Below are 13,615 nucleotides of genomic sequence, written 5' to 3' on the forward strand. Positions count from 1 at the left end.
CTGCGGGCACCCCGACGGACCCGCAGGCCCCCGCGGCGCCGCCCGCGCCGCCCGCCAAGCCCGTGCCTGACGTCCTGCCGGCCGTCGTCGCGCGCGTCAACGGCGTGGCCATCCCGTCGGCCGAACTCGAGAAGGCCATCCGCAATCTCGAGGCCAACGTCGGCAACCAGATTCCGGCCGAGCGTCGCAGCGAGATCTACCGGGGCATCCTCGATCAGCTGGTGGAGATGCGCCTGCTCGAGCAGGAGGCGGCCGCGCGCAACATCAAGGCGACCGACGCCGAAGTGGCGGCCGGCATCGAGCAGATGAAGAAGCAGGCCCCCAACGCCGAGGCCTTCACCAAGGCGCTCGCCTCGCGCAAGATGACCGAGGCCGACCTGCGCAACGAGGCGCGGCAGCGCCTGGCCGTGGACAAGCTGCTGACCGCCGAGGTCGAGCCCAAGGCCGCCGTCACCGAGGCCGACATCGCCGACTTCTACAAGAAGAACCCCCAGTTCTTCATGCAGCCCGAAGCCGTGCGCGCGAGCCACATCCTGCTGAAGGCGGATACGCCGGAGGCCAAGGCCGCCGCGAAGACGAAGGCCCAGGACCTGCTCACCCAGATCAAGGGCGGCGCCGACTTCGCGGCCCTCGCCAAGCAGCATTCCAACGACGGCAGCGCACAGGCCGGTGGCGACCTCGGGTTCTTCCCGCGGGGCCAGATGGTCAAGCCGTTCGAGGACGCCGCCTTCGCCCTGAAGGCCGGGGAAGTGAGCCCGATCGTGGAGTCGGAGTTCGGCTACCACATCATCAAGTCGTCGGAGCGCCGCGACGCGCGCACGGTGCCGCTGGCCGAGGTCAGCGATCGCATCGCGCAGGCCCTGCGTCAGCAGAAGCAGCAGCAGCTGGCCCAGGAATACGTGCAGTCGCTCAAGACCAAGGGCAAGGTCGAGATCCTGATGTGATGCCCAGCCTGTTCGGGTCGATTGACGAAGCGCTGGCGCGCGGCGAAGCGGTGGCCCTGGTCACCATCGTCCGCGCGCAGGGCTCCACGCCACAGCGCGTGGGCGCCCGCATGCTCGTCTTCGAGGACGGTCGCACGCTGGGCACGATCGGCGGCGGCTGCTACGAACAGGATGCGTTCGGCAAGGCCCGGCTGGCCCTCCAGACCGGGCGCTCCCTCCTCGCCCACTACGACCTGAACGACGACTTCGCCGAAGAGCAGGGCCTGATCTGCGGAGGCCAGATGGACGTGTTCATCGATCTGATCACGCCCACACCTCGCGTCTGCATCGTCGGCGCCGGGCATGTCGGCTACCACACCGCCCAACTGGCCGCCACCGTCGGGTTTCGCGTCGTGGTGGTCGACGACCGCGCCTCGTTCGCCGATGCGGCCCGCTTCCCCACCGCGGAACGCGTCGACGTGGCCGACATTCCGGAGTGGCTCCGGACGGCCGACATCGGGCCCCGCGACTACCTCGTCATCGTCACACGCGGCCATCGCGAGGACCTCGATGCCCTGCGCGCCGCGCTGGCCCGCGACACGGCGTATGTCGGCCTGATCGGCAGCAAGGCCAAGATCGCCCGCCTGTACGCCCGGCTCGGGGCCGAGGGCGACGACCCCACGAAGATGGCGCGCGTCCATGCGCCGATTGGCCTCGACCTGGGCGCGGTCTCTCCCGAAGAAATCGCCGTGAGCATCGTCGCCGAACTGATCGCCCACCGGCGCGGCCGCCTGCAGGCGCGCAGCGGCGCGGACGAGACCGACGCGGCCCGCACCGCGCAGCCGATGCAGTGGCTGCCCCCCACCCTGCGCTGACGCCCCTGCGATCCGCGTGGGGTCGGGTGCGGCGACGCCCTGCGTTCCGCGTTCCTGCGTATCCTCTCCACGTATGCCGACGTTCGGACGCCCCCTGCTCGCGGAGTTCCCGCTCGACCCCGCCGTCACCTACCTCAATCACGGCACCGTGGGCGTCACGCCGCGAGTCGTGCTGACCGCGCAGCAGGCGCTGCGTGACGCGATCGAACGGCAGCCGAGTCGCTTCCTCCTGCGCGAGTTGCACGCGCCATCCACATCGGTCGGCCAGCCGCGTGATGAGACGCCGCGCCTGCGGGTTGCCGCCAATGCCGTCGCGGCCTTCCTCGGCGCACGTGGCGACGACCTGGTGTTCGTGGACAACGCGACCACCGGTGCGAACGCCGTCCTCCGGTCGTTCCCCTTCGCCGCCGGCGATGAGGTGCTGGTCACCGACCTCGGGTATGGCGGCGTGACCAACGTCGCGCGCTTCTGCGCCCGCGAGACGGGCGCCAGCGTGCGCACGGTGACGATGCCATGGCCGTTCGAGGGACAGGCCATCGCCGATGCGATCGTCGATGCCGTCGGCCCCCGCACCCGCCTGGCCATCGTCGATCACATCACCGCGGAGAGCGCCCTGGTGCTGCCCATCGCCGACATCGTCGCTCGCCTGCGCGCGCAGGGTGTCGCGGTGCTCGTGGACGGTGCGCACGCGCCAGGTGCCATCGGCGTCGACCTCGAATCCATCGGCGCCGACTGGTACGTCGCCAACCTCCACAAGTGGATGTGGGTGCCTCGCAGCAGCGGCATCCTGTGGGCCGCCCCCGACCGACAGGCGTCGCTCTACCCGGCCGTCATCTCGTGGGGCCTCGACGAAGGGTTCACGACGATGTTCGACATCCCCGGTACCCGCGACCCGTCGCCGCACCTGACGGCCCCGGCGGCCATTGCGTTGTGGCACGCCTGGGGCGTGGCGGCGGTGCAGCGTTACACCCACGACCTGGCATGGCAGGCGGCTCGGCACGTGTCGGCGCGGTGGGGCACGGCCTTCGAGACGCCAGCGTCGCTCATCGGACCGATGGCGACGGTCGACCTGCCCGCGCGCCTCGGCTCGACCCGCGATGACGCCCTGCGCCTGCGCGACGCCCTCCTCTTCGAGGACGGCATCGAGATCCCCATCCATGCGTACCGGGATCGTCTGCGGGCGCGCATCTCGGCGCAGGTCTACAACGACATGGAGGACATGGAGCGCCTCGCGTCGGCCGTGCTCGCACGGGTACGCTAGCACCGGTGTAGCCTGAAGCCCGCCATGTCCACCTGTGTCCTTCGCGGCGCCACCGTGCTGACCATGAACGATGCGCGTGACGTGGTCACGGGCCCGGTCGTGGTGCGTGACGGAGTGATCGCGCAGGTCGGGGGCGCCGTCCCCGCGGACCTTCCCGCCATCGACGTGAGCGGCTGCGTGCTGCTGCCCGGGTTCGTGCAGACGCACGTGCATCTGTGCCAGACGCTGTTCCGCGGCGCGGCTGACGACCTCGCGCTGCTCGCCTGGCTGCGGCAGCGCGTGTGGCCCATGGAGGCCGCACACGATGCGGCCTCCCTGCGCGTGAGTACGCGCCTGGCGGTACACGAACTGCTCCGCACCGGCACGACCGCCGTCCTGACGATGGAGACGGTGCACGGCACCGAGGTCGTGCTGGAGACCCTGGCCGCCAGCGGACTGCGAGCCACGGTCGGCAAATGCCTGATGGACAGTGACGATGCGGCGCCGGCCCGCCTGAAACAGGCCGTCGCGCCGGCCATCGACGAAGCCCTCGCCCTGCATCGCGCCTTCGATGGCAGCGCCGACGGGCGCATCCGGGTCGCTCTGGCGCCGCGTTTCGCGGTGTCCTGCTCGCGGGCACTGCTCGAGGCGGCGGCCGACGTCTCTGCGTCGCGCGCGCTGCTGGTGCACACGCACGCCTCGGAGCAGCGCGACGAGATCGCGGTGGTCCGGCGGCTGGCCGGCATGGGCAACCTCGCGTATCTCGCCGATACCGGCCTCGCCACGCCACGCCTGTGTGCCGCCCATTGCGTGTGGGTCGACGAGGAGGAGCAGGCCCTGATGGCCGAACGCGACGTCAAGGTGCTGCATTGTCCCGGCAGCAACCTGAAGCTGGGGTCGGGCCTCGCGCCCATCGTCGAGATGCAGCGCCGCGGCATCACGGTCTCGCTCGGCGCCGACGGGGCCGCCTGCAACAACCGGCTCGACATGTTCGACGAGATGCGCCTGGCGGCGACGCTGCAGGCCGTCCGTCTCGGGCCTGGCGCCCTGCCGGCCCGCGACGTGGTGTGGATGGCGACACGAGCCGGTGCGCGCACGCTGGGACTTGGCGACGTGATCGGACAGGTGACGCCGGGCTACCGCGCTGACCTCATCGCCGTCGACGTGTCCGGGCCACTGGTGGCTCCGTCGACCGACCTCTATTCGTCGCTGGTGTACGCCTGCCGGGGCACCGACGTGCGGCTGACGATGGTGGACGGCGACGTCCTGGTGCGGAACGGTGAGCACCGCGGGGTGGACCCCCAGGCGCTGGCGGCGTCTGCCCACGTCGAAGCGCGCCGCCTGCGGACGCGGGCCGGGCTCTGATCGGACCGGCGCCGGGTTCCCGAGGCGCCGAGCTCGCGGGGTGCCGTCCTCTCGCGGCGGCGGTCGCCCAGGCTATGGTTTGTACGGCAAAGTCTGACCATCACCGACGCCGCATCCACAGACAGGGGCCAGCCCGGGCCGAATGCCCGTATAATCGGGTGTGTTGGCACTCTCTCCTGACGACTGCTAATGGCGAACTCGAACTCTCCTCGATCGAGCGCGCTGCCGGCGGATGTGCCGGAGCGATACCAGCGTTTGCTGGCGACGCTGGTCCGCGCCTACATCGAGCGCGGCGAGCCCGTCTCGTCCCTGTGGCTTGCTCGCGAGAGCGGCCTGGACGTGTCCTCGGCCACCGTCCGCAACGTGCTGGCGCGCCTCGAAGAGCTCGGCCTCGTGCGACAGCCCCACACCTCGGCCGGCCGTATCCCGACCGACCAGGGCTACCGCTTCTACGTCGACCTCCTGCTGCACAGTCGGCGCCCGTCCCGAGCGGTCAGTGAGCTCGAGGGACGCCTGCGCCGGGCGGGAGGCATGGGCGAACTGCTGGAGAACGTCTCCCAGGAACTGTCACGCGCCTCCCATCACATGGGCTTCGCCATCGCGCCAGGCGGCCAGGAAGCCACCCTGAAGCACCTGGACCTGGTGGCCCTCGACGCCCGCCGCGTGCTGGTCGTGGTCGTCTCCGGCTCCGGACAGGTGACCCACAAGGTGGTCGAGGTGCTCGACGCCGTGCAGCCCTCCGAGCTGTCACAGGCCGCCAACTACCTCAACGCCGAGTTCGCCGGCCTGCCGATTGCCGAGGTCCGTGAACAGATCGTCGCCCGGTTGCAGGAAGAGCGGGCGCTCTACGACCGCCTGCTGGCGCGAGCGCTGCACCTCGCCTCCGAAACGCTCGGCGAGGTCGCGGCGGGCACGCAGTTCTTCGTGCACGGCACGCCGTCGCTGCTCGAGGCGGCGGCCACGGAAGACGTGAAGGTCCCGCTGGCGACGCTGCGCGCGCTGCTGGCCATGATGGAGGAGAAGCACCGGCTGGTGCAGATCCTCAGCGAATACCTGGACGGTCCCGGGCTCACGGTGGTGATTGGCACCGAGCACACCGAACCCGGACTGCAGAACCTGAGCCTGGTGGCCTCGACGTACTCCGACAGCGGACGCCAGGGCCTGATCGGCGTGATCGGCCCCACCCGCATGCGGTACTCCCGGTCCATCGCCGCCGTCGACAGCGCGTCACGCGCCGTCACGCGCGTGCTGATCGGCGACGAGCCAGGCGGAGATCTCCCATGAACGACACCCCACACGTGGACCAGGCGGCGGAGGCCGCCCACGCCGACGCCCCTGCGGGCGAGGCGTCCGATCTGGATGCGCTTCGTCGCGAACGCGACGAAGCCCTCGACCGCCTGCTCCGGTTGCAGGCCGAGTTCGACAACTACCGCAAGCGCGTCGAGCGCGAGCGCCGCGATCTGGGCGATCACTTCGCGGCTGAACTGCTCACCGAGTTCCTGCCCGTGCTCGACGATGTCGAGCGGGCGCTTGGCGCGGCCACGGCATCCGCCGAACCGGCGCTGGCGAGTCACCGGCTCGGCCTCGAACTGATCCAGAAGCAGTTCCTCGAGTTGCTCAAGCGCCGTCAGGTCGCGCCGATCGAGGCGCGCGGCACCGACTTCGATCCGAACGTCCATCAGGCGGTCGGCCAGGAGGTCAGCGCCGCGCACCGCGAGGGCGAGGTGATCGAGGATCTGCGCCGAGGCTACCTGCTCGGGGATCGGCTGCTGCGCCCGTCGATGGTCAAGGTGGCCACGCGTGGCTAAGCGCGACTACTACGAGGTGCTCGGCGTCGACAAGACGGCTTCCGACAAGGAGCTCAAGAGCGCCTACCGCAAGCTCGCGCTGCAGCATCACCCGGACCGCAATCCCGGAGACCATGCCGCCGAGGACAAGTTCAAGGAGGCCGCCGAGGCGTTCGCGGTGCTCGGCGACAAGGAGAAGCGGGCGGCGTACGACCGCTTCGGTCACGCCGGAGTCGGCGGGTCGGCCGGTCCGCAGTTCGACCCGGATACCTTCGCCGACTTCGGCGATCTGTTCGGTGGCCTCGGCGACGCGTTCGGCGACCTGTTCGGCGGCGGCGGGCGCCGGCGTGGGGGGCCGCGACGCGGCTCCGACCTGCGGTACGACCTGGAGATCACCTTCGAACAGGCGGCCCGGGGCCACGAGATGCAGCTGCAGATCCCGCGGGAAGAGACCTGCGAGACCTGCAAGGGCAGCGGCGCGGCCGCGGGCACGACGCCCGAGCAGTGCGGCCAGTGCGGCGGCTCGGGACAGCTGCGCTATCAGCAGGGCTTCTTCACGGTCGCACGTCCGTGCGGCAACTGCCGTGGCACGGGGCGGGTCATCGCCTCCCCGTGCGGCACCTGTCGCGGCGCGGGCCGGGTCACGCGTGAGCGCAAGCTGACCATTCGCATCCCGGCCGGCGTGGCCACCGGCCAGCGGATGCGGCTCAGCGGCGAAGGCGAACATGGCGTCGGTGGCGGCCCTCAGGGCGACCTCTACGTGGTGTTCCACGTCGCCGACCATCCGTTCTTCCATCGCGAGAACGACGATCTGCACTGCGAAGTGCCCGTGCAGTTCACGACGCTCGCACTCGGCGGCACGGTCAACGTCCCGACGCTGGACGGGCCGCATGCACTCGAGATTCCCGAAGGCACACAGCCCGGCACCAGCCTGCGGGTCCGCGGCAAGGGCTTGCCCAACGTCTCGGGTCGCGGCCATGGCGACCTTCACGTGATCGTCGGCGTGCAGGTGCCGAAGAAGCCGTCGCGCGAGCTGCGCGAGGCGCTCGAGGCGCTGCGCACCGTGTTGCCAGCCGATACCGGCGACGCCCGGTCGCAGGATCGCGGTGGCGACGACAAGCCGTTCTTCGAGCGCGTCAAGGACATGTTCGGCTAACCGATGAGCCCTCGTACCTGGCCGGTGCTCCGGCTCGTGTTCCCCACCGCGCTGGACGACGAACGCCGCGAGCGACTGCTGCTCGACGTCGACGATTGCGGCGCCTCGGCGCTCGACGACGCCGATGACGTGGTGTCGCTCTACTTCAACCTCGCCGCCGATCGCGATGCGGCGCTCGACCTGCTGGCCGGGCGCGGCTGGCTCACCCTGGCGACGCTGACCACCGAGGACGTGCCCGACGAGGGCTGGGCGGCACGGTCCCAGGCCAACCTGCCGGCGGTGCGCGTCGGCGCGGTGGTGGTGGCCCCGCCATGGGATCTGCCACCGGTCGACCGACGCGACGGCCTGGTGGTGATCGAGGTGGAACCCTCCACCGGCTTCGGCACCGGCCATCACCAGTCGACGCGCCTCTGCCTGCGTGCCTTGCAGTCCCTCGATCTGCGCGGCGTGCGTGTGCTGGACATCGGCACCGGATCGGGTGTCCTTGCCGTCGCGGCGGTCCGTCTGGGCGCCCGCGAGGCGCTGGGCATCGACAACGACCCCGACGCGATCGAGTCGGCCGAGGACACGCTGCGGCGCAACGACCTGCTCGCGTCCGGCCCGGTACGCATGGCACTGAGCGGACTCGACGATGCCGCGCTGGTGCCCGCCGATGTCGTCTGTGCCAACCTCACCGGCACGCTGCTCCGGCAGCAAGGGGCGCGCGTGCAGCGCCTGATCGCGCCAGGCGGCTGCGCGGTGCTGAGCGGCTTCACCGAGGACGAGGCGCGCTGGGTGCGCGAGGCGTTCGACGCCTGCGACGTCGAGGCGGCGCACGAAGAAGAGTTCTGGGTCGCTTACGTGATGCGCCGGCGAGCCGACGCATCCCAGACGTAGCGGATCACGGACAGCGCCGCCAGCGTCATCTGCTCGGCGCGCAGGGTCACGGGCGCGAGCGTCCACGGGTGCCAGCCCGCGGCGTTCGCCGCCGCCACCTCCTCCGGCGTCCAGCCGCCTTCCGGCCCGATCGCCAGACACACGGCCCGCGCGGGCGCGGCGAGTGCCGTGCTCGCCCCCATCGAGGCCGTCGGCTCGGTCAGCCACAGACCATGGGACGTCTCGCCCGTCAGCGTGACGACCTCCCCCACCGGCCTGACCTTCGCAATGCGGGGGAGCACCGCGCGACCGCACTGCTTGGCGGCGGCCACGGCGACCCGCTCCCACCGCTCGTGCGCCGACTGGGCGGCCTTCGCCGGCACATTGGTCCGGCTGGTCGTCATCGGCCAGATCTCGCTGGCCCCGAGCACGGTGGCATCACGCACCACGGCGTCCATGGCATCGCCCTTGAGCAGCGCCTGCGCGACGACAATCGCGGCCGGCGGCTCCGGCGCGGCCGGCAGGACGTCGCCAGGGTCGACCACGGCGCCCTGCGGTGACGCACGCCGGACGGTGCCGGCGCGCAGCGTGCCGCGGCCATCGAAGAGTTCGACCTGATCGCCCTCGTGCAGGCGAAGCACACGGGCCAGGTGCAGGCTCTCGCCCGGCGGGAGCGTGACCTGACGCGCGTCGCTGGTCAGTTCTGGTGCGAAGAATCGTGGCGGCACGGCATATACTCAGGCCCCGGCATGCTCTTCAAGGGCCAGACCCTCGGCAAGTATCGCATCCTGTCTCCACTCGGAAGCGGCGGGTTCGGCACCGTCTATCTGGCGCGCGACACGTGGCTGGACAAGCAGGTCGCCATCAAGGTGCCGCACCGCCAGGGCCTCGACTTCTCCGAGCTGCTGCGCGAACCGCGCCTCCTCGCCAGCGTCAACCACCCCAACATCGTCGCCATCACGACGGCCGACAAGCAGGACGACGTCTTCTTCATCGTGATGGAGTACGTGGCGGGCGAGACGCTGGAGAGCGTCCTCGAGCGCGACGGGGCGCTGGACCTGCCGCGGGCGCTCGACTACACGGTGCAGATTGGCAATGCGGTGGACCACGCCCACAAGCAGGGCGTCATCCACCGCGACCTGCGTCCGGCCAACGTGCTCGTCTCCGAACACGGCATGCTCAAGGTGGCCGACTTCGGGACGTCGCGCTTCCTGGAGATCGCGGCGCACGGCACGACGGTGATCGGCAGCCCGGCGTTCATGGCCCCCGAGCAGTTCCAGGGCAAGGCGGTGTTCGCCTCGGATCTCTACTCGGTGGGGATCACGATGTACCAGATGCTGACCGGCGAGCTGCCGTACGAGCCCCCGCCCCCCTCCGGCCTGCACAAGCTGCTGACCGGTGAGCTGGTCACGCCGCCGCGATCGCGTAACCCGGCGATTCCGCGACGGCTGAACGACATCGTCATGAAGGCACTGGCGCCGCAGATCACCGACCGCTACACGCGGGCCGCCGACCTGCTGGACGACCTGCTGGCGGCCAAGTCGGTGATCCTGGGCACCCCCGGCCCGCGCGCCATCGCCGACATGGGGCTGGACGACGCCAACCGGCCGTCACGGTCGTCGGCGCCGGCCCTGCCCCGTGCGGTGAAGTACCAGGACCGCGAAGCGGCCCGCAACTGCTGGCACTGCCGCCGCCCGCTGCACAACCTCGCGAGCAAGTGCCCGTTCTGTGGCGAGACCCAGTAGGCGCAACCGGAAACCGGAAACCGGGAACCGGGCTGGGTAGGGCCGGCTCTCCGAGCCGGCCGTCATCGTCAGGACGCCTTCCGCTGACGCCCGCCCCACCTACTTCAGCAGTTCCGACAGCTTCACCGCGGCGCCGTTGCGCGCCTTGCTCAGGTCCGCCGCTTCCATGAACGCGAGCGTCTCGAGCGTCTCTTCCGGGCTCACCGGCGCCACGCCCGTCTGGAAGAACTCCACCGCGCGCTTGACGAGACCGTAGTAGCCGGCCCGGCGCTTCGCCCCATTGGGGAGTGCCATCTCGGACGTGGCGCTGACCACGTCCTTCTCGCCGAACACCGTGTGACCGTAAGTGCCGTACTTGCCACTGCGAACACCACGCACGACGCCGACGCGCCCATCGGCCCATGTCCCGACGACCACGTCGGTGCCGGCCGTGTGCGTGCGGCTCACCGAGACGCAGCCCGGGCCCATCAACTGGTACAGGGTCTCCACCGCGTGGACGCCATACCAGAACAGATCCGGGTGGTGCGGCTCGATGGTGGCGGGGCCGTAGGTGGCTGCGCCCAGGATGGCGCCGACCTTCGGGTCGGTCTGCAGCATGAGGACGTCCTCGACGTACCGACGCGAGGAGGCGCTGAACACCGGCACACCCGCCGCCTTCGCGAGCCGGATGATCTCGGCGCCGTCCTTCGTGCTGGCGGCCATCGGCTTGTCGATGAAGAGCGGCTTCTTCGCCGCGATCACCGGGCGCGCCTGGGCCAGGTGCACGCGTGCGTCGACGCTCTCGAGCATCACCACATCCACCTTCGGCAACAGCGCCTCGATGGAGTCGACGATCTCGATCTGCCACTTGTCGCGGAGTTCGGCGGTGAACTTGTCGACGCGCGTCGCGCTGGCCTCGACGTCCGGGCTGCCGCCCTTGAAGGCCGCGACCACACGCGCGCCCGGCACGTGGTCCGGATGGGCCGGGTCGTTCAGCATGGCGGTGAACGCCGTGACGTGTGAGGTGTCGAGCCCGATGAGGCCGACGCGCAGCACCTTTCCGGGGGCCGCCTGCGTCGTCGCGGGGACCAGACTCCGCTCGTCGGCAAGGGCTGGCGTGGTGGCCGTGGCGATCGCTCCCAGGAGGAGCGCGCCCATCACTGATCGTCGTGTGTGCATGAATGGCATGTCGTGGTGGTGGTCCGGTTACGCGGTGATGTACGGGGGCCGCTGCGGACGCGACACCCAGCCGTTGGCCTCGTCGTCGTCGCGGAAGCGCTCGCGGACGGGATCCCAGTGCAACCGGCGGCCCGCCCGCATCGCCATGTGATGCAGCAGGCACGCCGTGCAGGACCGGTGCCCCACTTCCACGGGCGCGAGCGGCAAGGCGCGCGTGCGAATGGCCTCCAGCCAGTTGCCGTGATGGTCGCGGCTGTCGATGAGGTGAATCTCGTCGGGGCCGATCACGGAGGTGATGATCTTCGGGTCGCTGGCGTCGAGCGCCCGCGGGTTGCCGCGGAAGGCGAGCGGGTCGCTGCCGGTGACCCCGCCGACACGGTTGACGAAGATCCAGCCCTCGGTGCCGATGAACCTGACGCCGTTCTGGATGGAGTCGCTGACGATCATGTGCACGCCGTCGGCGTAGCGCGCCTCGGTCCGGAAGGCCCCGTGCACGTCCCAGAGTCCACTCGCCGGAAACTCCGCCGTGCCCCAGATCTCGACCGGACCGGTGTGCTCGGCGCCCATGCCCCAGTGCGCGGTGTCGATGTGATGGGCGCCCCAGCCGGTGATCATGCCAGCGCCGAACTGTTCACAGCGCAGCCAGCCCGGACGGTCGTAGCCGACCTGCGGATGGACGCGCTTCTCCGTGTAGAACACCTCGGAGGTCGAACCGAGCCACATGTCGTAGTTGAAGTGCGCCGGGACGGGCATCTCCGGTTCGACCTCGCCCGCCGGATCGGCGGCGAGCCCGACCTCCACCGACTTCAGTTGTCCGATGCGGCCGTTGCGCACGAGCTCGCAGGCATACCGGTGCTGCGGCAAGGACCGGTTCTGGCTGCCCAGCTGGAGGACGCGCCCCGTGCGCTGCACCGCGTACGACAACGCGCGACCTTCGGCGATGGTCAGCGACGCCGGCTTCTGCAGGTAGACGTCCTTGCCCGCTTCGACGGCGGCGATTGCAATGGGCGCGTGCCAGTGGTCGGGCGTGCTGATCAGCACCGCGTCGATGTCCTTGTTCAGGAGCAGTTCGCGGTAGTCGTCGTACATCGTGACGCCGTCGTACGGCTTGCCGGACTGCGTGCCGTAGAAGTCGTTGACGAAGCGCTTGCCGTCTTCCAGCCGACGACGATCGAGGTCGCACACCGCCATGATCCGGGCGGTGTCGAAGACCAGCGTCTCGGGCATGTCGTGGTCGCGCGAGATGCGGCCGGTGCCAATCGCGGCGACGTTGATACGGTTGCTCGGCGACGTCCTGCCGAACACGGTCGCCGGTACGATGGCCGGCGCGGCGCCGAGCAGGGACGCCACCGCGGCCCCCTTCCCCGAGGCGGAGAGGAAGGAGCGACGCGAGACGGATCGAATCGTGGACATGGGACCTCGAGGAAGTGGCGGCACTACTTCGTCAGGACGGGCGGCCGGGCCGACGACTGCGCCTCGAGCACCAGCTGCGCCACGAGGAACGTGTGCGCCTGCGTCATCGCCGTCTCGGTGCGGTTGACGATGTCGTCGAGCAGGCGCGCCCCATAGGGCAACGGCGTGTCCTTCGCGTCGATATACCGCGTCTCCTTCTGGTCGACCAGGAAGAGATGACTGCCGCCCGGGCGCCCCGCGAGGTCGACGTTGGGTCGAATCTCCAGATAGCCGTCGGTGCCCATCACCGTCAGTCGCGAGTCGCCGAAGGTCGCCACGCCTCCCGGGGTGAACCAGTCGACGCGAAAGTACCCGGTGGCGCGTTCGCCCTGCAGCATGGCATCGCCGAAGTCCTCGAAGTCGGGCCGGTCAGGATGATGGAGGTTGCCGGCCCGCGACGACACCACGGCCCCTTTCGTCCCCTTCGTGAAGGCGAGGAAGTAGTCGACCTGATGGGTGCCGAGGTCGCCGATCACTCCGCCGAACTGCTCGCGCTTCCAGAACCAGTCGGGACGGTTGGCGCCGATCTTGTGCGGGCCGGTGCCCATCGTGTGGACGACCTCGCCGATGGCCCCGGCATGCACGAGTTCGACGGCACGCTGCGTGGCCGGACTCTCGAGACGACCGCCGTAGAGGATCGAGTAGATGCGTCCGGTCTGCGCCTGCACGCGCCGCACGTCGGCCAGCTGCGCCAGCGTCGTGACCCCCGGCTTGTCGGCCATGAAGTCCTTCCCCGCCTGCATCACGCGGATGCCGAGGGGACCGCGCTCGTTGGGGATGGCGGCACTCACCACCAGCCTGATCGCCGCGTCGTCGAGGATCTCCTGTTCGCTGCGTGCCACCTTGACGCCGGGATAGCGCTTCGTGAACGCCGCCACCAGTTCGGGCTCCTTCGCATACACGGCGGCCAGCGTGCCGCCGTGCGCGATCACGGTCTCGACCTGGCTGTACACATGCGAATGGTTGAGGCCGATGGCGGCAAACGCCACGGGGGGACGGTTCGCGGCGGCCTGGGCCTTCGCCCGGCTGCGCTCGTGGCGGACGGGGCGTCCCGCCCGA

General features: G+C 70.3%; 13 protein-coding genes. 9 read left to right on the forward strand and 4 right to left on the reverse strand.

The genetic code is table 11. From position 1 onward, the window contains the following. From Q0C41_RS24605 to Q0C41_RS24640, 8 genes are all read left to right on the forward strand, one after another. Positions 1-944, forward strand: a 944-nt coding sequence (locus tag Q0C41_RS24605) for a peptidylprolyl isomerase (RefSeq protein ID WP_291988388.1), incomplete at its 5' end; no start/stop codon positions are given. Further along, on the forward strand, positions 944-1,798 hold the full coding sequence (locus Q0C41_RS24610) for an XdhC family protein (protein ID WP_291988390.1): 855 nt from the start codon (positions 944-946) through the stop codon (positions 1,796-1,798). The genes Q0C41_RS24605 and Q0C41_RS24610, both read left to right, overlap by 1 nt. A 73-nt stretch (positions 1,799-1,871) precedes the next feature. Next, entirely contained in the window at positions 1,872-3,059 is a 1,188-nt protein-coding gene (locus Q0C41_RS24615; protein ID WP_291988392.1) for an aminotransferase class V-fold PLP-dependent enzyme, read from the forward strand. Positions 3,060-3,083: 24 nt separating this feature from the next. Beyond that, the gene (locus Q0C41_RS24620; RefSeq protein ID WP_291988394.1) at positions 3,084-4,403 is read left to right on the forward strand and encodes a 5'-deoxyadenosine deaminase; all 1,320 of its coding nucleotides are present in this window, start codon (positions 3,084-3,086) and stop codon (positions 4,401-4,403) included. 189 nt (positions 4,404-4,592) lie between these two features. Continuing rightward, on the forward strand, positions 4,593-5,687 hold the full coding sequence (hrcA, locus tag Q0C41_RS24625; RefSeq protein ID WP_291988397.1) for a heat-inducible transcriptional repressor HrcA: 1,095 nt from the start codon (positions 4,593-4,595) through the stop codon (positions 5,685-5,687). Continuing rightward, complete coding sequence (grpE, locus tag Q0C41_RS24630; RefSeq protein ID WP_291988400.1) at positions 5,684-6,211, forward strand: nucleotide exchange factor GrpE; 528 nt, start codon at positions 5,684-5,686, stop codon at positions 6,209-6,211. Before hrcA ends, grpE begins: the two co-directional genes overlap by 4 nt. Next, the gene (gene dnaJ, locus Q0C41_RS24635) at positions 6,204-7,346 is read left to right on the forward strand and encodes a molecular chaperone DnaJ (RefSeq protein ID WP_291988402.1); all 1,143 of its coding nucleotides are present in this window, start codon (positions 6,204-6,206) and stop codon (positions 7,344-7,346) included. Before grpE ends, dnaJ begins: the two co-directional genes overlap by 8 nt. 3 nt (positions 7,347-7,349) lie before the next feature. Further along, the gene (locus Q0C41_RS24640) at positions 7,350-8,222 is read left to right on the forward strand and encodes a 50S ribosomal protein L11 methyltransferase (protein WP_291988404.1); all 873 of its coding nucleotides are present in this window, start codon (positions 7,350-7,352) and stop codon (positions 8,220-8,222) included. Here the strand turns inward: Q0C41_RS24640 and Q0C41_RS24645 are convergent. Beyond that, complete coding sequence (locus Q0C41_RS24645; RefSeq protein WP_291988406.1) at positions 8,183-8,929, reverse strand: 16S rRNA (uracil(1498)-N(3))-methyltransferase; 747 nt, start codon at positions 8,927-8,929, stop codon at positions 8,183-8,185. The two genes, Q0C41_RS24640 and Q0C41_RS24645, sit on opposite strands and share 40 nt — an antisense overlap. 21 nt (positions 8,930-8,950) lie before the next feature. On the opposite strand from Q0C41_RS24645, the gene Q0C41_RS24650 reads away from it, so the two are divergent. Beyond that, positions 8,951-9,946, forward strand: coding sequence for a serine/threonine-protein kinase (locus Q0C41_RS24650; protein ID WP_291988408.1), 996 nt, complete (start codon positions 8,951-8,953; stop codon positions 9,944-9,946). Positions 9,947-10,045: 99 nt separating this feature from the next. On the opposite strand, the gene Q0C41_RS24655 is transcribed toward Q0C41_RS24650, so the two are convergent. The 3 genes from Q0C41_RS24655 to Q0C41_RS24665 form a co-directional block, all read right to left on the reverse strand. Next, positions 10,046-11,083: a Gfo/Idh/MocA family oxidoreductase gene (locus Q0C41_RS24655; RefSeq protein WP_291988409.1), complete on the reverse strand. Its 1,038-nt coding sequence runs from the start codon at positions 11,081-11,083 to the stop codon at positions 10,046-10,048. A 48-nt stretch (positions 11,084-11,131) separates the two neighbouring features. After that, positions 11,132-12,517, reverse strand: a complete 1,386-nt coding sequence (locus tag Q0C41_RS24660; RefSeq protein ID WP_291988411.1) for a Gfo/Idh/MocA family oxidoreductase — start codon at positions 12,515-12,517, stop codon at positions 11,132-11,134. A gap of 23 nt (positions 12,518-12,540) precedes the next feature. Further along, positions 12,541-13,615, reverse strand: a 1,075-nt coding sequence (locus tag Q0C41_RS24665) for a Gfo/Idh/MocA family oxidoreductase (protein WP_291988414.1), incomplete at its 5' end; no start/stop codon positions are given.

The organism is Luteitalea sp., assembly GCF_022842525.1.
Lineage (GTDB): Bacteria > Acidobacteriota > Vicinamibacteria > Vicinamibacterales > Vicinamibacteraceae > Luteitalea.